At 60.0% G+C, this 19,304-nt stretch carries 21 protein-coding genes and 1 riboswitch; of the genes, 13 read left to right on the forward strand and 8 right to left on the reverse strand.

Annotation, left to right across the window (positions count from 1 at the left end; translation table 11 throughout):
• Nucleotides 1-23: 23 nt before the first annotated feature.
• From ABOA88_RS01310 to ABOA88_RS01320, 3 genes are all read left to right on the forward strand, one after another.
• Nucleotides 24-1,652, forward strand: a complete 1,629-nt coding sequence (locus ABOA88_RS01310; protein WP_196168359.1) for a mechanosensitive ion channel family protein — start codon at nucleotides 24-26, stop codon at nucleotides 1,650-1,652.
• Between the two features lie 182 nt (nucleotides 1,653-1,834).
• On the forward strand, nucleotides 1,835-2,791 hold the full coding sequence (locus tag ABOA88_RS01315; protein ID WP_367850809.1) for a DNA-binding protein: 957 nt from the start codon (nucleotides 1,835-1,837) through the stop codon (nucleotides 2,789-2,791).
• An 85-nt stretch (nucleotides 2,792-2,876) separates the two neighbouring features.
• Entirely contained in the window at nucleotides 2,877-3,044 is a 168-nt protein-coding gene (locus tag ABOA88_RS01320; protein WP_196168361.1) for a DUF6021 family protein, read from the forward strand.
• A gap of 32 nt (nucleotides 3,045-3,076) precedes the next feature.
• Here the strand turns inward: ABOA88_RS01320 and ABOA88_RS01325 are convergent, their stop codons facing one another.
• Nucleotides 3,077-3,328, reverse strand: a complete 252-nt coding sequence (locus tag ABOA88_RS01325; RefSeq protein WP_196168362.1) for a hypothetical protein — start codon at nucleotides 3,326-3,328, stop codon at nucleotides 3,077-3,079.
• Between the two features lie 24 nt (nucleotides 3,329-3,352).
• Entirely contained in the window at nucleotides 3,353-3,853 is a 501-nt protein-coding gene (locus ABOA88_RS01330) for a DUF4142 domain-containing protein (protein ID WP_196168363.1), read from the reverse strand.
• 167 nt (nucleotides 3,854-4,020) lie between these two features.
• Between ABOA88_RS01330 and ABOA88_RS01335 the strand changes: the two genes are divergently transcribed.
• Genes ABOA88_RS01335 through ABOA88_RS01345 form a run of 3 tightly spaced genes read left to right on the forward strand, consistent with a single transcriptional unit; the run spans nucleotide 4,021 to nucleotide 6,660 of the window.
• Nucleotides 4,021-4,263 carry a hypothetical protein gene (locus tag ABOA88_RS01335; protein WP_043210544.1) on the forward strand — a complete coding sequence of 81 codons (243 nt, stop codon included), beginning with the start codon at nucleotides 4,021-4,023 and terminating at the stop codon, nucleotides 4,261-4,263.
• On the forward strand, nucleotides 4,260-5,054 hold the full coding sequence (xth, locus tag ABOA88_RS01340) for an exodeoxyribonuclease III (protein WP_367850810.1): 795 nt from the start codon (nucleotides 4,260-4,262) through the stop codon (nucleotides 5,052-5,054). Before ABOA88_RS01335 ends, xth begins: the two co-directional genes overlap by 4 nt.
• A gap of 43 nt (nucleotides 5,055-5,097) precedes the next feature.
• Nucleotides 5,098-6,660 (forward strand): sensor domain-containing diguanylate cyclase, encoded by a 1,563-nt coding sequence (locus ABOA88_RS01345; RefSeq protein WP_367850811.1) that lies wholly within the window; start codon nucleotides 5,098-5,100, stop codon nucleotides 6,658-6,660.
• On the opposite strand, the gene ABOA88_RS01350 is transcribed toward ABOA88_RS01345, so the two are convergent.
• The gene (locus ABOA88_RS01350; protein ID WP_196168366.1) at nucleotides 6,646-7,152 is read right to left on the reverse strand and encodes a GNAT family N-acetyltransferase; all 507 of its coding nucleotides are present in this window, start codon (nucleotides 7,150-7,152) and stop codon (nucleotides 6,646-6,648) included. The genes ABOA88_RS01345 and ABOA88_RS01350 overlap by 15 nt on opposite strands.
• A 132-nt stretch (nucleotides 7,153-7,284) precedes the next feature.
• Here ABOA88_RS01350 and ABOA88_RS01355 point away from each other — a divergent pair, with 132 nt between their 5' ends.
• Nucleotides 7,285-7,749 carry a sterol desaturase family protein gene (locus tag ABOA88_RS01355; protein WP_196168367.1) on the forward strand — a complete coding sequence of 155 codons (465 nt, stop codon included), beginning with the start codon at nucleotides 7,285-7,287 and terminating at the stop codon, nucleotides 7,747-7,749.
• 2 nt (nucleotides 7,750-7,751) lie between these two features.
• Here ABOA88_RS01355 and ABOA88_RS01360 read toward each other — a convergent pair whose 3' ends face one another.
• Genes ABOA88_RS01360 through ABOA88_RS01370 form a run of 3 tightly spaced genes read right to left on the reverse strand, consistent with a single transcriptional unit; the run spans nucleotide 7,752 to nucleotide 10,515 of the window.
• The gene (locus ABOA88_RS01360; RefSeq protein WP_367850812.1) at nucleotides 7,752-8,774 is read right to left on the reverse strand and encodes a FecCD family ABC transporter permease; all 1,023 of its coding nucleotides are present in this window, start codon (nucleotides 8,772-8,774) and stop codon (nucleotides 7,752-7,754) included.
• Complete coding sequence (locus tag ABOA88_RS01365; protein WP_196168369.1) at nucleotides 8,774-9,742, reverse strand: ABC transporter substrate-binding protein; 969 nt, start codon at nucleotides 9,740-9,742, stop codon at nucleotides 8,774-8,776. Before ABOA88_RS01365 ends, ABOA88_RS01360 begins: the two co-directional genes overlap by 1 nt.
• A complete protein-coding gene (locus tag ABOA88_RS01370) occupies nucleotides 9,739-10,515 on the reverse strand; it encodes an ABC transporter ATP-binding protein (protein WP_196168370.1) in 777 nt (258 codons plus the stop codon). The genes ABOA88_RS01365 and ABOA88_RS01370 overlap by 4 nt, the downstream gene beginning before the upstream one ends.
• Before the next feature lie 108 nt (nucleotides 10,516-10,623).
• Nucleotides 10,624-10,830: riboswitch (cobalamin riboswitch) on the reverse strand.
• A gap of 209 nt (nucleotides 10,831-11,039) precedes the next feature.
• Between ABOA88_RS01370 and qhpR the strand changes: the two genes are divergently transcribed.
• The 3 genes from qhpR (at nucleotide 11,040) to ABOA88_RS01385 (ending at nucleotide 14,355) form a co-directional block, all read left to right on the forward strand.
• The gene (gene qhpR, locus ABOA88_RS01375) at nucleotides 11,040-12,086 is read left to right on the forward strand and encodes an AraC-like transcriptional regulator QhpR (protein ID WP_367850813.1); all 1,047 of its coding nucleotides are present in this window, start codon (nucleotides 11,040-11,042) and stop codon (nucleotides 12,084-12,086) included.
• A 211-nt stretch (nucleotides 12,087-12,297) separates the two neighbouring features.
• Nucleotides 12,298-13,629 carry an MFS transporter gene (locus ABOA88_RS01380; protein WP_367850814.1) on the forward strand — a complete coding sequence of 444 codons (1,332 nt, stop codon included), beginning with the start codon at nucleotides 12,298-12,300 and terminating at the stop codon, nucleotides 13,627-13,629.
• Between the two features lie 72 nt (nucleotides 13,630-13,701).
• Nucleotides 13,702-14,355 carry an HAD family hydrolase gene (locus tag ABOA88_RS01385; protein ID WP_367850815.1) on the forward strand — a complete coding sequence of 218 codons (654 nt, stop codon included), beginning with the start codon at nucleotides 13,702-13,704 and terminating at the stop codon, nucleotides 14,353-14,355.
• A 103-nt stretch (nucleotides 14,356-14,458) separates the two neighbouring features.
• On the opposite strand, the gene ABOA88_RS01390 is transcribed toward ABOA88_RS01385, so the two are convergent.
• Nucleotides 14,459-14,947, reverse strand: a complete 489-nt coding sequence (locus ABOA88_RS01390) for a hypothetical protein (protein ID WP_196168374.1) — start codon at nucleotides 14,945-14,947, stop codon at nucleotides 14,459-14,461.
• Nucleotides 14,948-15,379: 432 nt separating this feature from the next.
• On the opposite strand from ABOA88_RS01390, the gene ABOA88_RS01395 reads away from it, so the two are divergent.
• Nucleotides 15,380-16,438 carry a hypothetical protein gene (locus ABOA88_RS01395; RefSeq protein WP_367850816.1) on the forward strand — a complete coding sequence of 353 codons (1,059 nt, stop codon included), beginning with the start codon at nucleotides 15,380-15,382 and terminating at the stop codon, nucleotides 16,436-16,438.
• Between the two features lie 110 nt (nucleotides 16,439-16,548).
• Here ABOA88_RS01395 and ABOA88_RS01400 read toward each other — a convergent pair whose 3' ends face one another.
• On the reverse strand, nucleotides 16,549-17,640 hold the full coding sequence (locus ABOA88_RS01400; protein ID WP_367850817.1) for a hypothetical protein: 1,092 nt from the start codon (nucleotides 17,638-17,640) through the stop codon (nucleotides 16,549-16,551).
• A gap of 290 nt (nucleotides 17,641-17,930) precedes the next feature.
• On the opposite strand from ABOA88_RS01400, the gene ABOA88_RS01405 reads away from it, so the two are divergent.
• Together ABOA88_RS01405 and ABOA88_RS01410 are read left to right on the forward strand one after the other, a co-directional pair.
• Nucleotides 17,931-18,176: a hypothetical protein gene (locus ABOA88_RS01405; RefSeq protein ID WP_367850818.1), complete on the forward strand. Its 246-nt coding sequence runs from the start codon at nucleotides 17,931-17,933 to the stop codon at nucleotides 18,174-18,176.
• A gap of 672 nt (nucleotides 18,177-18,848) precedes the next feature.
• Nucleotides 18,849-19,265: a DUF262 domain-containing protein gene (locus tag ABOA88_RS01410; protein ID WP_367850916.1), complete on the forward strand. Its 417-nt coding sequence runs from the start codon at nucleotides 18,849-18,851 to the stop codon at nucleotides 19,263-19,265.
• Nucleotides 19,266-19,304: the final 39 nt, after the last annotated feature.

Raw genomic sequence — 19,304 nt, forward strand, 5'->3', positions numbered from 1 at the left:
TCAAGGCACAAGGAGCCGTGGCAATGAAGGGCTGGACCCTCTGCAAGTCGTGGGTGCTGGGAATCTTCTTATCGCTTTCGATGATCTGTCACGCCGCCACCGATGATGCCGCTGTGGCGGTAGAAGGCGTATTGGCCTCTCCCGCCGAACTGAAGGTTGCCAACCGCACGCTAGTGGTGTTCCGAGCCACGTTGTTGGGGGAGACGCCAGCAGCACGCGTGACGCGGGCCCAAGGCGTAATCGACGAGGCCTTGCAAGAGCCGGCCGAGTTGCAGGTCAGCATCGAGCCCATTTTGCACAGTTACCTGGTGCTATTGGGCAACCGCCGGGCGTTCATCGTCGCGCCCCTGGATGTGGCCCAAGACGGCGGGTCGGTGCGTGAGACCGCCGAGCAGGCCGCGCAGACCTTGCGCCTGGTGGTCGAGGAAACCGGACAGGCGCGCAGCCTGGACTACCTGCTCAAGGCCGCGGGCTTTTCGGCCTTGGCCACCATGCTCTACCTGGCACTGGTCAAGGGCACCCGCGGTGCGCGGCGCAAGTTGCTGGGCCTGCTGCCGCCGTTGATGGGCAAGCACTCCCAAGTGTTGCGGGTAGGGCATGTGCCGTTGTTCGACCTGCAGAACCTTTACTACCTGGTGGACCGTCTGCTTTGGTTGCTGTACTGGCTGCTGTTGCTGCTGTTCAGCTACCAATGGATGAGCTTTGTGCTCTCGCGGTTTCCCTACACCCGCCCCTGGGGCGAGAGCCTCAACGTGTACCTGTGGAACCTAGTCGAGCACCTGCTCAGGGGGGTACTCGATGCGATCCCGGGCATCGCGGTGGCGGTCTCGATTTTCTTCATCGCCCGCGGTATCAGTGGCTTCAGCAAACGGGTGCTGGAGCGCATGTCACGCCCCGGCACCTTGCGCTGGCTGACCGCCGAGACGCTCAAACCCACCACGCGCCTGGCGTCGCTGGGTATCTGGCTGTTCGCCCTGGTCATGGCCTACCCCTATCTGCCAGGGTCCGACACCGATGCATTCAAGGGCCTGTCGGTGCTGCTCGGGCTGATGATCTCGCTGGGAGCCACCAGCGTGATCGGGCAAGGCATGGCGGGCTTGATCCTTACGTACACCCGCACGCTGCGGGCCGGCGAGTTCGTGCGCATCGCCGAACATGAGGGCACGGTGATGGAAGTCGGCATGTTCACCACCACCATTCGTACAGGCCTTGGGGAGGTGCTGACCTTGCCCAACTCGATGATCACCAGTGCGGTGACCAAGAACTACTCACGCATCGTCCAGGGCCAGGGCTATGTGGTCGATACCGTGGTCACGATCGGCTACGACACGCCTTGGCGTCAGGTCCACGCCATGTTGATCGAGGCGGCGCGGCGCACGCCGGGCATTGTCGAGCAGCCCAGCCCGCAGGTGTTCCAGACGGCGCTGAGCGACTTCTATCCCGAATACCGCCTGGTCGCCCAGGCGATCCCCAGCGAGCCCCGACCCCGGGCCGAACTGCTGAGCATGCTGCACGCCAATATCCAGGATGTGTTCAACGAGTACGGTGTACAGATCATGTCGCCGCACTACCTGGCGGACCCGGAGCAAGCCAAGTTCGTCCCCCCGGAGCGCTGGCATACCGCGCCGGCGGCGCCCAGGCAGGAAGACTAGTTGGCACCGTGGTTACCGGGCCGTACAGGAGGGGGCTTCGAGCTCGATACCTAAGGACGGAACAGGGCCCCTGACTAGGAGCATCCAGGCTAGCCCTAATCAGGTTGATTGTCGCTGTGGATAAAGGCAAAATTCCTACGTATTACGTGGTATGTACCACGGTACGAATTGTAGGAGTGAACATGGCCCGGGTCGGTATCAACAGGGCGTCAGTGCAGCAGGCGCGGCAAGCGCTGCTTGCTCGGGGGGAGCACCCGAGTATCGACGCAGTACGTATCGAGCTGGGGAACACCGGCTCCAAGACCACGATCCATCGGTATCTCAAGGAGCTGGAAGGGCAGCCTCCAACCCCCTTGGATACAGCGAGCCTGAGCGCCCAGCTGAGCTGCCTGGTCGAGCAACTGGCCAAGCAGCTCAACGACGAGGCCCAGGCACGTCTGCGCGAGGCTGAAACCGCTTTCGAGGCACAGCGCGAGCAACTACAAGCCCAGGTACACGTAGCGCAGCAGGCGCTGGCGGCAGCGCATCAACAGTTGCAGATTCAGGCGAGCGCGCTGCAGGCCGAATCCGAAAAGCGACTGACTACCCAAAGCACCTTGCAGGCAGAGCAACTGCGCAGCGCCAGCCTCAATCAGGCGCTGGAAGAGGTGCAGTTACGCCTGGCCGACAAGGACGAGCAGGTGCGTTCACTGGAAGAAAAGCACCGCCACGCTCGTACAGAGCGCGAGCAGGAACAGCGCCGTCATGAGGCGCAGGTGCAGCAACTGCAGGTGGAGCTGCGCCAATTGCAGCAGGGCATGCAGGTACGCCAGCAAGAGGCTACACACCTTCACCGGGACAACGAGCGGTTGATCGGGGAGCATCGTCAGGCGGTGGAGCAACGCACGGCGCTGGAAGCACAACTGGAGCAACGCGATGCGCAAGTGCAAGGGCTGCGCTCGATCCTTGCCCAGGCCCAAGGCGCAAGTGACGAGATACGCCGTCAGTTGGAGACCCAGACCGCGCAGTTGGAGAAAAACCGCAAGCTGTGTGGCGAACAGGCACGCCAACTTGAGCGCTTGCAGGGCGTGCTCGATTCGCGGACCGAGGCACTATCGTCCTGCGAGGCGCGGCTGGCGCAGGGGGAAGCCAGGCAGTGATGCCGCTGGGCATGGCAACAGGCAGAACAATCAAACTTATGCGCCAGGGCGGGTTCTTCCATAGACACCCGCCTGGAGACCTGTCATGAGCCAGTCTGATTCTTGCAAACCCGACCAGGGGCCGCATTCCTCCGAAAACGCCACCCACAAGAACGATCTGGAGTTCGACCCGGACTCACCTGATCTCGAAGATCCGCAAGTCGACCCACAAGGGCCGGCCAAGCCGCCCAGGGATGACGAAGAGAAAGCCTGAGCGCAAAGGGCCGCAAGGCGGCCCCTAGCTCGTTACGGGTCTATCTTCTTGGCTTCCTCGACCCCCGCGGAGGATAGCTTGATCGGGTAGACGACGCTCAATGAGTGCTCGGCGTCCACCTCGACACTGCCGTGCTGGATGAGCCCTTGTTCCTGGAGGGTCTTGAGCATCCCGGCCACGGCCTTTTCACCGCGATAGTTGTCCAGCAGCTCCTTGCCTAAGCCTTGCGGGTGGGCATGAAGCAGGCGGGTGAGGATTTCTGATCGCAATGCATCGTTACTCATGATGCGCCTCACGTTCGTTGCAGGTCATTTACCGTATTTGGCCTGGAGTTGCTTGGCCTGTTCCAGGTGATGCTCGAGCTTGGGCAGGGTTTCGCTGGCAAAGGCCTTGAGCTCGGCCTTGTCAGAGGTGCCGGCCTCTTCCTTGAACAGCTTCACGGCCTTTTCGTGGGCATCGACCTGGTTGTTGATGTAGGACTTGTCGAAGGATTCGTCGCGCCATTGCAGGATCACTTTCTTGACCTTGTCGGTCAGCGCGGCTTCATCCGGTGTGCTCAGGTCCAGGGAACGGGCGATGTCGCCGAGCTTCTGGTTGGCTTTCGTGTGGTCGGTGACCATCTGCTGGGCGAAGGCCTTGATTTCAGGGCTTTTGCTTTTTTCCTGGGCCAGGTTGCCGGCCACGACTTCGGCGATGCCGGCCTCGGTCGCATCGTCGACAAAGTCATTGGAGGCAGCGGCCAGCACGTGCATCGACGCCATGCCGAGCGCGACGGTCAAACCGACGCGCTTGAGGAACAGATTGCTCATGTGTCACTCCTTATCCATTGGCGCGACCTCAGTGTCGCTTATGGTTGAGTGCAGCCTATGGGCGAAGGTTTGATTTTTCCGTGTCGTGCCGGCACCAGCGGTCATTGGTTTGAACGTTGGTGCAAGACGAGGCTCAGAGATTCAAAGGTCGCATCGAGGAACGGTCCATGAGCATCGAACGCAGCATTCCCGAGCTTGAGGCCTGGTACGCCCAGTATGATGACGCGAGTTATCGCCGCGAATCGCCGGACGCCTACCACCATGAGCTGGTCCGTACCGCCGAGGCGCTGCGTGACGACGGCGCGATCGACTGGGATGACTGGCTGGCGCTCAAGGCCCTGGCCGACCAAGCCCATGTGCGCGCCCTCGAGGAAGCCGTGCAGGCTCATGTGGATGACCCTGACGCATGAAGACACTGAAAATCGCCACGTTCAACCTCAATGGCATTCGCAGCCGCCAGCCAGGCCTGCTGACCTGGTTGGCGCGCGAGCAGCCGGATGTGGCCTGCCTTCAGGAACTGAAGGCTGCGGACAAGGACTTTCCGCGCGAGGCGCTGGAAGCGGTGGGCTATGGCTGCCTGTACCACGGGCAAGCGTCGTGGAACGGCGTGGCCATCCTGGCCCGAGGCAGCGAACCGCTGGAGGTGCGCCGAGGTTTGCCGGGCATGGACGACGACAGCCAGAGCCGTTATCTGGAAGCCGCAGTGCATGGTGTACTGATCGGCTGTCTGTACCTGCCCAACGGCAACCCTCAGCCGGGCCCGAAGTTCGACTACAAACTGCGCTGGTTCGAGTGCCTGATCGCCCATGCCAGGACGTTGCTCGATAGCGGCAACCCAACGGTACTGGCGGGGGATTTCAACGTGGTGCCCACCGACCAGGACATCTACAACACCCGCTCCTGGCTCAAGGACGCGTTGCTCCAGCCAGAATCCCGGGCGTGCTATCAGCGTCTGCTGGAGCAAGGCTGGAGCGATGCGATCCGCCAACTGCATCCTGATGCGCAGGTCTACACGTTCTGGGACTACTTTCGCAATCACTGGCCCCGCAACGCGGGCCTGCGCATCGATCACCTGTTGCTCAGCCCTGAACTTTCGCCACGGCTCAAGGCCGCCGGCGTGCATGCCTGGGTACGCAACGAACCGAAGGCCAGCGACCATGCGCCGGCTTGGGTCGAGTTATCCGTGCCCCCGCATCACTGATCTATAGTCAAAGGCGTCGAGGTGCTGGACACAAGGGATTGTAATGGCAGCAAGCAGGAGGCAGGACGAGGAGGGCCTGCTCGCCGTGACTGGCGAGGGCCGCGCCGTTGCCTTGTTCCGCCTGGTACTGAGCTTCATGGCGGTCGTGATGCTGGCCTTCGTGCTGATCGAAGGCTGGCGGATCTGGCGCGACTACCGGCTTGCGTTCCTCAATGCCGAAGCTGCGGTGACCAACCTGGCCCGGGCGACGGCCCAGCATGCCGAGGATGCCATTCGCCAGGTCGATGCGATTACGGCCGCATTGGCCGAGCGCATCGAGGGTGATGGCTTGGAGCACCTGGACCGCCCTCGGCTGCATGCGCTGCTCAGGCAACAAAAAGCGATCATGCCGCAACTGCATGGGTTGTTCGTCTACGGTGCCGATGGGCGCTGGATCGTTACCGATCAACCAACCATCGTCCCGCAGGCCAACAATGCCGATCGCGATTACTTCATCTACCACCGCACCCATGCCGACCGAGAGGTGCGCATTGGCTCGGTGGTGCACAGCCGTTCCACGGGCGACTTGATCATTCCCATCTCACGGCGGCTGAACAACCCCGACGGCAGCTTCGCCGGTGTGCTGCTGGGCTCGATCAAGGTGGATTGGTTCGTGCGCTATTACGGCGACTTCAAGATCGACGAACGAGGTGCGCTGGTGCTGGCCATGCGCGATGGCACTATTCTCGTGCGCCGGCCGTTCGTGGAGCAGGTGGTGGGGCGCAGCCTGGCCGACAGCGAGATCTTTCGTAACCACCTACCTTACGCCGACCAAGGTGTAGTGGAGGCGGTCGCGGTGGTCGACGGCACGCCGCGTCTGTATGCCTACCGGGCCTTGGCCCATTACCCATTGGTGGTCGAGGCTGGCCTGTCGCGTGAATCGATCATCGCGCCCTGGCGCCACGACATGCTCAAGTCGGTCGCGGTGTTGCTGCTGTTGCTGTCGGGGCTCGCGGCCTTTGGCTGGGTGGTGCTGCGCCAGCTGCGCGAGCGCATTGCCATCGAGCGTGCACTGCACCAGGCGCACCAGACGCTCAAATCCTTGGCCCTGACCGACAGCCTGACCGGCCTTGGCAACCGCCGCCGGTTGGACGGGGTGTTCGAGGCGGAGATCCGTCGGGCCCGGCGTCAGGGGTATCCCCTGGCCCTGGTGATGATCGACCTGGACTACTTCAAGGCCTATAACGACCGCTACGGCCACCCGGCAGGTGACCAGTGCCTGCGGCGCGTTGGCGACATGCTGGGCCATGCACTGAAGCGCCCTGGCGACTTGGCTGTGCGCTATGGCGGCGAAGAATTCACGCTGTTGCTGCCCAACACCGACGCCCAAGGTGCGGTGGCGATCGTGCAGGAGATACTGATGCTGCTGCGTCGGCAGGTGATCGAGCATGCTGGTAGCCCCTTGGGGCAGGTATCGGCCAGCGCCGGGATCGCGGTGGGTTATCCGGGGACGGAGGCGACCACGCCGGAAAGCCTGACAGCGGCCGCCGACGCCGCCCTGTATGAGGCCAAGCGCCAGGGGCGCGACCGCTACAGCCTGGCGAGCAGTGCGCTAGCCAATTGCTAGCCGCATGGCGCAACGCCCGGACAGGCCGTGGGCCTGTTCATCACGCAAAATGCCCCGCAGGCGTTCATTCAGCTGCGCAGGGGTCAGGAGGGTAAACCCCTGGCGGGCATAGAACGGCGCATTCCACGGCACATCAGTGAAGGTGGTCAGCGTGACAGCCCGCAAACCACGGCTGCGCGCAGACTCGACAGCCGTCTGCAACAAGCGGCGGCCCAGCCCTTTGCCTTGGGCGTGCTCTTGTACCGAGAGCTCCAGGATGTGCAACTCGCTGGCAATGGTGTGCGCGCAGATGAACCCGATCGGCAAGTCTTGCTCGTCCACCGCGACCCAGCTGGCCTGCTGCGCGATGCAGCGCTGGTGCGTGGCGTCATCCAGTACCTCGGCTTGCGCCAACCAGGCCAGTTCAGGCAAGCGTTTGAAGGCTTGGGCAGCGGAGCGTTCGACTGCGGCGAGCTGGGCAAGGTCGTGGTAGTGGGTGAGACGGATACGCATAGGGCTGTCCTTGGCCAAAAAGAGGCGTCTGAAAGCGTCTGTCAGGCCGACGCAAGCTTCATGGAAAAACCTCCGAAGGGAGGGCCGGCAATGTTAACCTTGCCCACCTCGTTGCTCACCTCGGACTGTTACATGTTGTTCAATCTCGCCATCCTGTTCGGCACGCTGGTGGCCATGGAGGGCGTCGGCACGCTGGCTCACAAGTACATCATGCATGGCTGGGGCTGGTGGCTGCACCGATCCCACCATGAGCCGCACCTGGGCATGTTGGAGACCAACGACGTCTACCTGGCGGCCCTGGCGCTGATCGCAGCAGGCCTGGTGGCACTGGGCAAGGCGGGCTACGCGCCGCTGCAGTGGGTTGGCGGCGGTGTGGCGGGGTATGGCGTGTTGTATGTGCTGGCCCATGATGGGCTCTTTCATCGTCACTGGCCCCGCGCGCCCAAACCAGTGAACCGCTATCTCAAGCGTCTGTACCGGGCGCATCGACTGCACCATGCAATCGCTGGGCGCAAGGGGAGTGTGTCGTTCGGGTTCTTCTACGCGCCACCCTTACGTGTGCTCAAGCGTCAGGTTCAGGCCCGCCGACATCGCTAGGTTCAGGCCTTGCGGCGTAGCAGGACGATGAAGAACAGCCCGCCGATGGCGGCCGTCGCAATGCCGATGGGCAGGTCTTGAGGCGCGATGAGCGTGCGCGCACCGATATCCACCCAGACCACGAACAGCGCGCCGAGCAGGGCGCAGGCAGGCAGCAGCCGGCGGTGCTCGGCCCCGACCAGGCGCCGGGCGATATGGGGCAGCATCAGGCCGACGAAACCGATGGCGCCGGAGAGCGATACCAGCACGCCGGTCAGCAGGGCACAGCCAACGAACACCTGAGCGCGCACACGACGTGGCTCGAAGCCAAGGCTCACGGCGGTCTGCTCACCGCTCATCAACCCGTTCAATGCCCGGGCCAGGCTCATCAGCAGCACAAACCCAGCCAGCACGCAGATCGCCGGCAGCCAGAGCAGCGGCCACTGCGCCAAGCCCAGGCCACCGAGCATCCAAAACATCACCGAGCTGGCGGCATGGGGGTCGCCGGTGTACAGCAGCAGGTTGGCTAGCGCCATCACCACGAACGACACAGCCACTCCGGCCAGCAGCAGCCTGTCGCTGTCCAGCCGACCGCGCCGGCTGGCCACCGCCAGGACCAGCAACATACTGCCCAAGGCACCGACGAAGGCCGCCAGAGGCAGGCTGAAGGGGCCGGCAAAGGTGCCGAGGAACAGCACCACCAGCACCGCCCCCAGCACCGCACCGGAGCTGACACCCAGCAGGTGTGGATCGGCCAGCGGGTTGCGGGTGACGGCCTGCAGGGCACCACCAACCAGGGCCAGGCCAGCCCCTACCAAGGCCCCGAGTAGCACCCGCGGGGCGCGGATCTGCCAGACGATCTGCGCCTGCCCCCGGGTCCAGTCGCCCATATCGGTCATACCCAACTGATACAGCGTGATGCCCGTGACCTTCGCCAGCGGCACATGGGCCGCGCCAAAGCCCAGGGACAGCAGGCAGGAGAACAGCACACCGATCAGCAGCAGCGACATCAGCAGGCGATAGCCTCCTGGGCTACGAACCGGCATCAGTGCGCTGCCTCGGCGAACAGTTGCGGATGCAGGGCCGCCGCCAGTTGCTCGATGGCGCTTGCGTTATCCACCGACGGGGTGACTTGCAGGTACGACAGCACCACGAAGCGATGCTCGCGGATGGCCTTTACCTCGCTCAAGGCGGGGTGATTGAGCAGGAAATCGCGTTTTTGCGCCCAACTCGTCGGGCCGTAATCGACGATGACGATCACCTCCGGATCCCGCGCCACCACGCTCTCCCAATTGACTTGGGTCCAGCTGGCATTCACGTCATCCATCACGTTGTCGGCACCGGCGGCCTCTAGCAGTGCCTGGGGCATGCCGAGCCGGCCAGAGGTGGTGGGGCGGTCTTCGCCGCTGTCGTAGAGAAAGACGTGGGGTTTGTGCCGCACTTGGTCCAATTGCGCGTGAACCCGCGCAACGCGCTGCTTCAGGTGCTCGACAAGCACGTTGGCGCGCTGTTGAACGTCGAAGATGCGCCCCAGGTTGTCCAGGTCCTGGTACAGATCCTCCAAACTTGCCCGGCGCCGGGGCATGATCCAGGAGCAGGATTCGCTCAACTCATACACGGGGATACCCAGTGGTGCCAGGGTCTGTGGCGTCAGCGGGCCGCCCACGTTCATGCCGTAGCCCCAGCCGGCGAACAGAAAGTCGGCCTGGGCATCAAGGAGGTTCTCCGGCGACGGGTAGCGCGGTGCAAGCTCAGGAAGGCCGGCCAAGGCGTCACGCAGGGACGGGTCGAGGGTCTTCCAGCCGCTGATACCGCTATAGCCCACCATCCGCTCGCGTAGCCCCAGGGCCAGCAGCATCCCGGTGAGGTTGATGTCGTGACTCACAGCCCGGTGCGGCGCTTGGGTGAAGGTGATGTCGCGCTCGCAACTGCGCACGGTGACGGGGTAGCTGTCAGCCCAGGCTGTGAGGGGCAGGGCGGCGAGCAGGGCCAGATGAGTCAGGCGTCGCTTCATGCGGGGGTAATCCAAGTAATACGTGGGTGGGACGCCAAAGGGTGGCGATCGACCAGGGCGCGAACACCAAAGACCTGCTCCAGGCGGTGCTCGGTCAGCACTTGCTCCGGCGTGCCTTGCGCGACGATGCGCCCTGCATCGAGGACATACAGGCGATCACAGAAGGCTGCGGCCAGGTTCAGGTCGTGGAAGCTCGCCAACAGGCCTAGACCAGTGCCACGCAGGTGTTCGAGCAAGGCCAGTTGGTAACGCGGGTCGAGATGATTGGTCGGCTCGTCCAGGATCAACAAGCGCGGTTGCTGCACCAGTGCCCGAGCCAGCAATACACGTTGCTTTTCACCCCCGGATAGCGGCGCGAAGCCCTGGTTGGCTCGGGTATGCAGGCCCAGTCGCTGCAGGCAGGCATCGATCAATGCCTGGTCGTCATGGCTGTCGAACCAACCTTGGTGCGGGGTTCGGCCCATGGCGACCACGTCGCGCACACTCAGGCCGAAATCTTCGGGAAACTCCTGCAGCATCACCGCCACGCGCTGGGCGACCCAGCGTGGGGACTGTTGCCAGATGTCTTCGTTTTCCAGCAGTACGCGCCCGCCATCGGGCCGGGTAAAGCGATAGGCGCAGCGCAACAGGCTGGTCTTGCCGCTGCCGTTGGGGCCGATCAGGCCGACGAATTCGCCGGGCTGGACTTGCAGGTCGATATCGTCGAGCAGGCGTTGACCGCCGGGCGAGGGGGCCCAGTGCAAGCTTTCCAGACGTAGGGTAGGGGATGACATGCAGACCAACCGTACCGGGGTGAATGAAGCCCGACTGGGGACGGCGCGCAAGGGAATCGCGGGCAGTGGGCTGCCCAAGACCGGCCCGCGCCCGCCCACCGCGGGTGTTGCCAAAATCGGTGACAGGCCGGTCTCCGGGCTTGCGAGGGGCTTGAAGCATTCACCTTCCCATGCCGGCGGCACAGTGGCGTATCGAATGCATCGCTCGCTTACCGTTGCGGGGGCAGCGCCGGACTGATCGCGCAAGGCGACGCACCGACTTCCCGTTTAATCCCCGGCACGGCGGCAGGGGACACCTGAAACTGGGGCGCATCTGAGCATTAATGGGCGGGGCAGTCAACCGAACGGGGCGTTCCGGCATAACCGGCTTTCTCGCGTGACTGTTTGTTACGCGATGTTACTCATTGCCCCAGTCCAGGGCAGTCGTTGGAAGGTGTTTTGCCTGCAAGGGGCCTGTTTGAGAGGGCGATACAAGGGCACAGCGTTTGCATTAGCGAGGTTACGAATTCGAACTGGAATAGACCATGAGTTCTCCACTGCACTGCTGCACCGTTTCACCCGTAGCGGGCAACCTCGGCGTGTTGTCGGCTGCTGCCAGTGGGCTGGAGGGGTTCGTGACAGGTGTCGGGGGTGACATCGACTTGGTGCTGGGACGTGCCGGCGTCAATCCTGAAAGCCTGCGCCAACCCACGCTCAGCCTGCCGCTCACCAATTACTGCCGGGTGCTCGAGGAGGCAGCCCGCCAGTCGCACTGCGACAATTTCGGTTTGCATTACGGTCTGCAGTTTCAGCCCCAAGCCCTGGGGCTGCTGGGCTATGTCGGGTTGTTTTCCAATACGTTGGAGGAAGCCCTGCGCAATTTCGTGGCGGCGTTTCCTTATCATCAGCACGATACCTTGATACGGCTGGTCGACTGCGGCGAGTGCTATCGCTTCGATTATCAGGTGCGACACAGCGCCATTCTGGAGCGCCGCCAGGATGCCGAATTGACCATGGGCATGGCGCTGAACCTGATGCGCCACGTATTGGGCAAGGACTGGGCGCCCTTCGCGGTCAGCTTCGAGCATACGCGCCCACAAGACGGGCTGGCCCATCAGAGGGCGTTCGGCGCTCCTGTCTATTTCGATCGCAGTTGCAACTCGATGCTGGTACCCAAGACTGACCTCAAGGACCAGATGATGCCGGAGCGCGATGCCAACTTGCTGTTTCTGGTTCAAGACGTGCTCCAGCGCCTAGGCGCGCGCGATCAACGGCGCAATCTGCTGGAAGAAGCGGACGCTCAGGTACGCCTTGCCCTGAGCAGCGGAGAGCCATGCCTCGAGACGATCGCGCAGTCGCTGCAGCTCAGTGCGGCCGGGTTGCAGCGCCATCTGCGTGAGGCGGGAGTGAGCTTCAGCCAGCTGGTTGAGAAGGTGCGCCGTGAAGTGGCGGTGCATTACCTGCGACAGCCCAAGCGGCCAGTGTCCGACTTGGCGGGGTTGCTCGGGTACTCCGAAACCAGTGCTTTCTCCCGGGCGTTTCGCCGTTGGTTTGGCGTCAGCCCACGACAATGGCGTAGCGAAGACCACTGACGGCTTGTTCGCAGGCTTGTGCCTTAAGCCCAGTCACACCCATCCCCAAAATTGACTTTGCACGTAGAAACAGGCTTGTAGGGTCAATTCTTGGTCTAGACCAGAGGCTAACATCAAGGTCGCAAGCTCCGGATACCTCCCGGCCGGCGCCTTGATCGAGCAGTGCAGGGGTGTCAGGCCTACGTCGCGGTAATCAACAGAGGACAACAACATGTACAAGAGTCCTGAGAACGCCCACCATTACTGGAAATCCCTTCAACGCTGGCGCGTTCAGATATTCATCATCACGTGGCTGGCCTATGCCGCGTTCTATTTCACCCGCAAGGCATTTTCAGTAGCCAAGCTGGGCATCGCCGAAGACCCCACTTTCACGCTCGACAAAGCGGCTATGGCCAACCTCGACGCGCTGTACCTGGCTGCCTACGCCGTCGGCCAGTTCGCATGGGGTGTATTCGCCGACCGTTACGGTACCCGGGTGGTCGTGCTCGGCGGGCTCGTGGTGTCGGCCCTGGCCGCGCTGGCCATGGGCACCTTGGCAACCTTGCCGATCTTCGCCAGCTGCATGGTGATCCAGGGGCTGGCGCAATCCACCGGCTGGTCGGGGTTGTGCAAGAACATCGGCTGTTTCTTCGCCACCCGCGAGCGCGGGCGCGTGCTGGGCTATTGGAGCACTTGCTACGCCTTTGGCGGCCTGGTCGCCACGCCGTTCGCCGGGTGGTGGGCCTATCAGATCTCCCATGACTGGCGCATGGCGTTCGTATCTTCGGCCGGTGTCGTTATCGTTGTTGCCGTGCTGTTCTTCCTGCTGCAGCGCAACCGCCCGCAGGATGTGGGGTTGCCTGCGGTGGAGGCGCAGGACCAGCCGACCGGTCGAGACGACGTCCCCCGGGAGAACTACTGGACTGCGCTGCGCAAGGTGTTCGCCAATCGTACGGTCCTGGTACTAGGGATGGCCTACTTCCTGCTCAAGCCTGCTCGTTATGCAATCCTGATGTGGGGGCCGGTGATCGTCTACGAGCGCATGCCGAGCATCGGCAAAGTGGCTTCGGCCATCGTACCGTCCGCATTCGAAGTCGCAGGGTTGGTCGGGCCAATCCTGATCGGCATCGTCTCCGACAAACTGTTTGGCGCTCGGCGCATGCCGGCCTGCGTCCTCAGCCTGATGGCACTGACCCTGTGGCTGATACTGTTCGTGCCGACGATGCAAAGCGGCAACATCTACCTGGTCGTCGGCTTGCTGTTCATGATGGGCGTCACCCTCTATGGCCCTGACTCGATGATCAGCGGCGCCGCCGCCATCGATTTCGGCACTAGCGAGTCCGCGGGTACCGCCACAGGATTCGTCAATGGGTGTGGCTCGGTTGGCGCCATCCTTGGCGGGCTGCTGCCTGGCTACTTCGACACCATTACCGTGTTCTTCGTCTTCACGGGCGCGGCGCTGCTTGCAAGCTTGCTGCTGGTGCCGTTCTGGAACAGTCGCCCGACAAGCCAGGCGACTGACGCCCAACCCCTGGCGTCGCCTGCCGCCGTCGCGCCTCGCTGATACCACTGACATTTCACCGGGCGAAGGCTGGCAAAGCCTTCGCACCACGAACCTGCACCTTGGAGGTGGCCAATGGCCCTCGCACTTTTTGACCTGGACGACACCCTTATCGACGGCGACTGCGCCAGCCTGTGGAGCAGCCATATGGCTGCGCTCGGCTGGGTTGACGGGCCCAGCTTCATCGAGCGCGATCGCGAACTCATGGCGCTTTATGCGCAAGGCAAGTTGGCGATGGAAGCGTATATGACATTCAGCCTGTCCCCGCTGGTGGGCCGCACGATAGAGGAGGTGGCCGAAGCGGTGGACCCCTTCGTGGAAGACATCATTACCCCACGGATCCACGATGACGCCATTGCGTGCCTGGCGCGACATCGGGAGGAGGGCGACCGCGTACTGATCATTTCAGCGTCGGCACACTTCTTGGTGAGTCGTATCGCCAAGCAACTGGGTGTGAAAGAAGTGCTGGCGATTGATCTTGAGCACCAGCAGGGGACTTATACCGGCAATACCAGTGGGATCTTGACCTACCGAGAAGGCAAAGTGGCGCGGCTGCACAGCTGGCTGCAAGAGCATGGCGAAGGGTTAGAAGGGGCTTACTTTTATTCGGATTCTCGCAATGACCTGCCGTTGCTTTCGCTGGTCGCCAATCCACATACGGTCAATCCGGATCCAGTGCTGCGGGCGCATGCTGACGCGACAGGATGGCCGGTTTTGCGGTGGCAGTAGTGCAAAGCATGACGAGCGATTATATAACTCAACAAAATGAACATTTTGTTGAGTTATATCTTTTCGATCTAAAAAAGAAAGCCCTGCAAGGCGAGTGGCACCGTCAAACCGCCGACGCCGCAGCACCAGCCTGCACCGCTTGGGGCGCGCGCCTGTTCATCAGTTCCCGATGAAGCTCATGGACATCGGTCTTATGCAGCATCGCAAGCGGCAACTTGAGCTTGCCATCGCGGTGTTGGATCACCAGCGCGTCTTCGCCGAACACTTTGGTGAGCTTGACATTGATCAAGTCGACATACTTCAGGCTCGCGATCCGGGAAGACAAACGCTGCGCGGGGATCAGGACACGGTCTGCTTCGAAAACGATCTCCCTGGGCGCACAAGCGCGCGAGTAATAGGCGGCAAGGACAAACGCGGCAAGCGTCATGAAAAGCCCAAGGGGAAATATTATCGCGGCCTTGGTGTTGTTTTCGGCTGCCGCCAGGTAGTACGCAATAGCTGAGCAAAAACTGAAGAACGTGACCGCGACGTAGAGACCCACCAGATTCGGACCGTAATGGAATGTTTTTTGGGATGAAGTCGAGACGCTCATCAGAGATCTTCCTGATCGGGTTGTTTGGTGCGCATGGTAGGACAGCTGGGGATGTAAATCACGTTGGCGCGTGAGTTTTTGAAATCGCTTTGTGCGTTGGGGTGATTCATGGTGCAGGGTTGCAGTGCAGTGTTCAGGGCTTGGGGCGGGCGTCAAATGTGGCTAACCCACGGGCCGGTGTCTTTATGCAGATGTGCGCATAATGTGCATTATGTTAAATGGTATTGCGCCTACAACACGTCTGCTGTTCATTTTCACGATCCTGTGAGCTTTCTTCCAAAAACCTGTGTTCCCTTCAGATTCATAGGCCTGCGGTGCACCTCTCTCGTATAGTCTAGATCCACAAATCGCAAACCTGTGTGGGCTAAGGAGACGCGTCTTACCGGCTACAATCTCTAGTAACTGCACAATTTTACGATGCTGGTGCCCCGCATGGTGTCGCCGTTTGTCCCTTTTCCCATCTTCTGCCCGTACGACCAATGGCGTCCAATTGGGCTCAGTCAATTTCCTGAAAATTCCGATGTGACGGCCAAGCTCGAGGATGTGGTGTCATCTAGTCTGCCATTCATCAGCGTCTGGTACTGTCAGCGTTACCTTGCCTGGCTTGCACATAGCTGGAGACCAGAGCAAGCTACTGAGGCGTATTACTTTGAAACCATTCACCTTGAGCGCCTGTTGAACTGGTGCTTCTCTCAAGGGCTATCGCTGCTGGATCTGAAGCCTCTCGAGATCGAGCGTTATGTGGCATTTTTTTGCAATCCACCTGCTAGCTGGTGTTTGCCGAGTTCCAGTTTAAAGTTCGTACCAAATCCACTGCTGAATTACGGAGCCTGGCCAATAAACCAATACTGGCGCCCATTCTTATCAGCGTCTCGTGATGTTTCACGCCAACTGGGCTTCGCTCAGATCGTGATCAACCGGTTTTATAAATTCTACTATCAAGACGTTTCAGTTCTTGAATTTGAGCCTGCGCTTGCAGGCTTGTTTGCTAAGCATAAGCCGAATTTCATAAAAATGACTGAGTTTGAAATGGATTGGTATATGAATAGCCTCGCGCATCTCCCATATGGTGAAAAATACAAGCTAATCACTATGGTGTATTTCGCACTTGCTAGGTATTCACGAAATTCAAGAAGGCGCTTAATGGGAAGCACTAGAAGCCCTGGGCTACTAAACCAATTTTATAGAAATTCCGCAGGCGAATGGATCGAGACACTGCCTGGCGGCTCATCTCGAGCTTTAGGAGGTCAATTTAAGCAAATTTTTGAGCAGTATCTCATGCATTTGGAGCTGGATCCCGAAAAACCCTTACCTCCTGCCAGGCTTTTCGCAACCTCTCCAGAAGGGAAATTTGCAAGAAAATGCCGCGTAAATTTAGTAGAGTTTGCTATGGGAACTGGCGACCCAAGGGTTAGAAAAGCAGTCGAAAAATACCAGAGTCTTTCTTTTTCGACTTTGCGTAAGTCGTCAATAACAACTCCAAGGGGGTGACCCCGGAGGGTGGCTATACTGAATGGCGTCAGACGAGCTCTGCGCTTTTCATATTCAACAGGCACAAAGAGGAAGGCGTGCGCCCTCCTCTTTGCTAAGGTCGTGAGCCTTCAGCTCTTTTTGAAGAGCTGCTCGAACTCTTCAGTCGACATTATTTCCTCATCCGAAATAGGTTTCAGGGCGTGTAGGCTTGGCTGCTTCATGATCATTGACTCCGAGATCTTGTGAAAAATAGCTTCTATTGTTCCGCCCATTTGCTTAGGGCGATTGGAGCGGTGAATGATCTCAATCCCCGCCTCTAGGGCCATTTGCTTAAGCCGTGCAGACGTAAAGGCGTGATCCACATCAAGCTGGAAGATGTGGTAACCGTTGGTTTGATTTGCTCCATCATTATCACCATGCACAGCCGAATCGAGCGCGTCGGTCAAAGCGTCGACCTCTGCATCTTCTGGATTATCAGCGAATGAAACAGCGCTTCCAAGGACGGCACCAGAGGTGGTACGGACAACAACAGCTACCCAAGGACGCCCAATTGAACCGTCATCCCTTCGAACCAACTGATCCACTTGCGTACTGTCAAGAACTGCAGTGATGTCCTCGACCGGATTGACTCCCTTCAAGACCAGTCCAGAGCGGCCCGCTTTCGCATAAGTGAGCAGCACATTGATTTTCCGCTGCTTCGCGTCAGATGCAATGCTTTGCAAAGAGATTTCTGCATGCACGTGCCATGAGCGACGCGCTTCCCAGATTGGCTCATGAAATGAAAAGCGTTGGTCAGCGCTCAGCTTGTACCCCGAGCTCCAATCCGGCCCAAGGTGCAATCTCTGTGGCGGATTGTTTGTCAAAGCTGCGATTACCGCGTTCACTCCATGACGCTCAAGGTACGCGTCCACGCTTGGGAGAATCTGAGCTGGCAGGCATTCCTCCAGCGCCGCTATGCACTTGAGCAACACCTCGCCTGGGAGCTCGAACAGCTCAGCCGCACGGCATTCTCCAAGCTCCTGGTTGAGAACGATGAACTCTGCATCGGACAGATGATGCTCAAGCTCTTGGTCATCCTCTTCATGCTTGAGTGCTCGATAGGTGTGGTAGCCAAGGAGCGCAGCCAAGACTTCCTGAAGGTTCGCGTGTCCCACTTCAATGCCGGCAGCGTGGAGTTCCGCTTCAGCATGTCGAGCAGCATGGGTGAGTATGTTGGCCATCTCATGATCCTCAATCGCTGTCTTTGCTGCTGGTCGCTTTATCTGTCGCAAGACAGCTGAGTCACAAGATGCTGGAAGGAATTGATGGGTGAAGAACCTCTTTGAGTCGACCAGAGCTGAGGTGAGGTAACCTTGATTAACCGTAGTACACAGGTTGGTCTAAGTACGCAGTCGCCGACGGGCGGAATGAGGTTCTTTGATGTTTAGCATTTTACTCAACACTTGGCTTCAGGCTCTTTCATCATCTAAGATCAGCCACCGCTCAACTCCGCCACGAGGCAACCTGCGTCATGGATTTCATGTTTCGTATCTGGGGCTTCCTCTTTCCGGATCATAGGCCAGAAGGCGAGATAAGGCGTGAGCGCGAGTTCATCGATGCACTCAATCAGCTCAAAACCTTGAGGGCCACTTACCGCGGCGGGATGTCGATTGATCCCGAGGAAATCCGGGAGCAGGTTTTACGCAGCCGTGAAGCTGTGAAAGATCTGGTGGATCCTGCTCACCGAAAACGCTCTAACACGGGGGCTGAGGGTTGATTTAGCTCTGACGGTCATGTGCCCTGCCCTTCATATCCAAGCACATTTTCTAGCGTGCCCCTGTGGGGACGGCTGTTGTGAACCAAGCCGCAGCTGCGCAGCCGTCTTGGCCCTACGGGCTGCCATCCTCACGCCTTCGGCCAGAGGCCTGCGCGCTCCGCTTTCAAGTGCTGCAAACACCAACCTATCACTGACTTCACTTTGATATATGGTTAGTAATTTTTTTTAGGGTCGAAAAAATAAATTTGGATTCTATAGCCCCATTCTGGATGTTCTTTATACGGTACGTGAAGTGGGTTCACGTACCGTATAAAGAACATTTTTATCAATGTGCCTATTTTGGGATGTTTCAAGCTTGCCGTCTTTGAGTTTTTCTTTGCTGCAACCATGCTATCTTACTTGGCCTTAATAAAAGCGCGTCAGTGTCTAAAGGCACGCCACGCGCGATCCTAAATTAATTTAAGGTTTTTTCAAGATCAAATGTCCTCTCACTACGTAGCATTCCAGATTTTCAGTAGCGCCGACGATTCCAACTGCATACGTATGCCGCAAAAGCAGCTCGAAACCACGCTCTACATGCACCAGGTGAACACGCTCGCTTCCAACCTTGAGAAATTCACTGCTGACCCTGCCAAAGCACGCGCTCAATACCCATGGGCCACACGATTCGCTATGGGTCATCCCCTCGCACCCTGGCAGCGGCCGGCTGTATGGACGGACGAGCAGAAGGTCAGATTCATCACCTCGATTTGGATGGGGGCAGAACTTGGTTCGTACCTAGTAAATGACTGGTACGCGTATGCCGATCGCGCTGGAGCGTTTGCGATCAATAGCGAGGTGCTGCTGGACGGCCAGCAGCGTCTGACAGCCCTGGAGGGCTACCTACTTGGCGAGTTTGGAGTACCAGATGAGTCGGGCCAGGTGAGGTATTGGTCGGAGCTCGGAAATGACGAGCGCCGGCGTTTTCTGAACATGCCTTTCGCTCAGACTCGGGTGCACTCGAGCGATGAAGCTGCTCTGCGACAGGCCTACGATCTTAGAGCGTTTGGCGGCACGCCACATACTGAGGATCAGCGGGCTACAAGGTAGCCCGTCTATTAAGGGTGGCGCCGATATGGGCATCACCCT

The sequence above is a fragment of the Pseudomonas sp. PKS genome (genome assembly GCF_051913525.1).
Taxonomy (GTDB): Bacteria; Pseudomonadota; Gammaproteobacteria; order Pseudomonadales; family Pseudomonadaceae; genus Aquipseudomonas; species Aquipseudomonas guariconensis_D.

What these genes read in the sequence shown, in the direction of transcription:
- ABOA88_RS01330 (WP_196168363.1), bottom strand. Translation starts at nt 3,853, where the DNA reads ATGAGCAATCTGTTCCTCAAGCGCGTCGGTTTGACCGTCGCGCTCGGC.
- ABOA88_RS01365 (WP_196168369.1), bottom strand. Translation starts at nt 9,742, where the DNA reads ATGAAGCGACGCCTGACTCATCTGGCCCTGCTCGCCGCCCTGCCCCTC.
- ABOA88_RS01315 (WP_367850809.1), top strand. Translation starts at nt 1,835, where the DNA reads ATGGCCCGGGTCGGTATCAACAGGGCGTCAGTGCAGCAGGCGCGGCAA.
- ABOA88_RS01380 (WP_367850814.1), top strand. Translation starts at nt 12,298, where the DNA reads ATGTACAAGAGTCCTGAGAACGCCCACCATTACTGGAAATCCCTTCAA.
- ABOA88_RS01390 (WP_196168374.1), bottom strand. Translation starts at nt 14,947, where the DNA reads ATGAGCGTCTCGACTTCATCCCAAAAAACATTCCATTACGGTCCGAAT.
- ABOA88_RS01395 (WP_367850816.1), top strand. Translation starts at nt 15,380, where the DNA reads ATGGTGTCGCCGTTTGTCCCTTTTCCCATCTTCTGCCCGTACGACCAA.
- ABOA88_RS01345 (WP_367850811.1), top strand. Translation starts at nt 5,098, where the DNA reads ATGGCAGCAAGCAGGAGGCAGGACGAGGAGGGCCTGCTCGCCGTGACT.
- xth (WP_367850810.1), top strand. Translation starts at nt 4,260, where the DNA reads ATGAAGACACTGAAAATCGCCACGTTCAACCTCAATGGCATTCGCAGC.
- ABOA88_RS01385 (WP_367850815.1), top strand. Translation starts at nt 13,702, where the DNA reads ATGGCCCTCGCACTTTTTGACCTGGACGACACCCTTATCGACGGCGAC.
- qhpR (WP_367850813.1), top strand. Translation starts at nt 11,040, where the DNA reads ATGAGTTCTCCACTGCACTGCTGCACCGTTTCACCCGTAGCGGGCAAC.
- ABOA88_RS01410 (WP_367850916.1), top strand. Translation starts at nt 18,849, where the DNA reads ATGGGTCATCCCCTCGCACCCTGGCAGCGGCCGGCTGTATGGACGGAC.
- ABOA88_RS01335 (WP_043210544.1), top strand. Translation starts at nt 4,021, where the DNA reads ATGAGCATCGAACGCAGCATTCCCGAGCTTGAGGCCTGGTACGCCCAG.
- ABOA88_RS01325 (WP_196168362.1), bottom strand. Translation starts at nt 3,328, where the DNA reads ATGAGTAACGATGCATTGCGATCAGAAATCCTCACCCGCCTGCTTCAT.
- ABOA88_RS01400 (WP_367850817.1), bottom strand. Translation starts at nt 17,640, where the DNA reads ATGGCCAACATACTCACCCATGCTGCTCGACATGCTGAAGCGGAACTC.
- ABOA88_RS01350 (WP_196168366.1), bottom strand. Translation starts at nt 7,152, where the DNA reads ATGCGTATCCGTCTCACCCACTACCACGACCTTGCCCAGCTCGCCGCA.
- ABOA88_RS01405 (WP_367850818.1), top strand. Translation starts at nt 17,931, where the DNA reads ATGGATTTCATGTTTCGTATCTGGGGCTTCCTCTTTCCGGATCATAGG.
- ABOA88_RS01320 (WP_196168361.1), top strand. Translation starts at nt 2,877, where the DNA reads ATGAGCCAGTCTGATTCTTGCAAACCCGACCAGGGGCCGCATTCCTCC.
- ABOA88_RS01310 (WP_196168359.1), top strand. Translation starts at nt 24, where the DNA reads ATGAAGGGCTGGACCCTCTGCAAGTCGTGGGTGCTGGGAATCTTCTTA.
- ABOA88_RS01355 (WP_196168367.1), top strand. Translation starts at nt 7,285, where the DNA reads ATGTTGTTCAATCTCGCCATCCTGTTCGGCACGCTGGTGGCCATGGAG.
- ABOA88_RS01370 (WP_196168370.1), bottom strand. Translation starts at nt 10,515, where the DNA reads ATGTCATCCCCTACCCTACGTCTGGAAAGCTTGCACTGGGCCCCCTCG.
- ABOA88_RS01360 (WP_367850812.1), bottom strand. Translation starts at nt 8,774, where the DNA reads ATGCCGGTTCGTAGCCCAGGAGGCTATCGCCTGCTGATGTCGCTGCTG.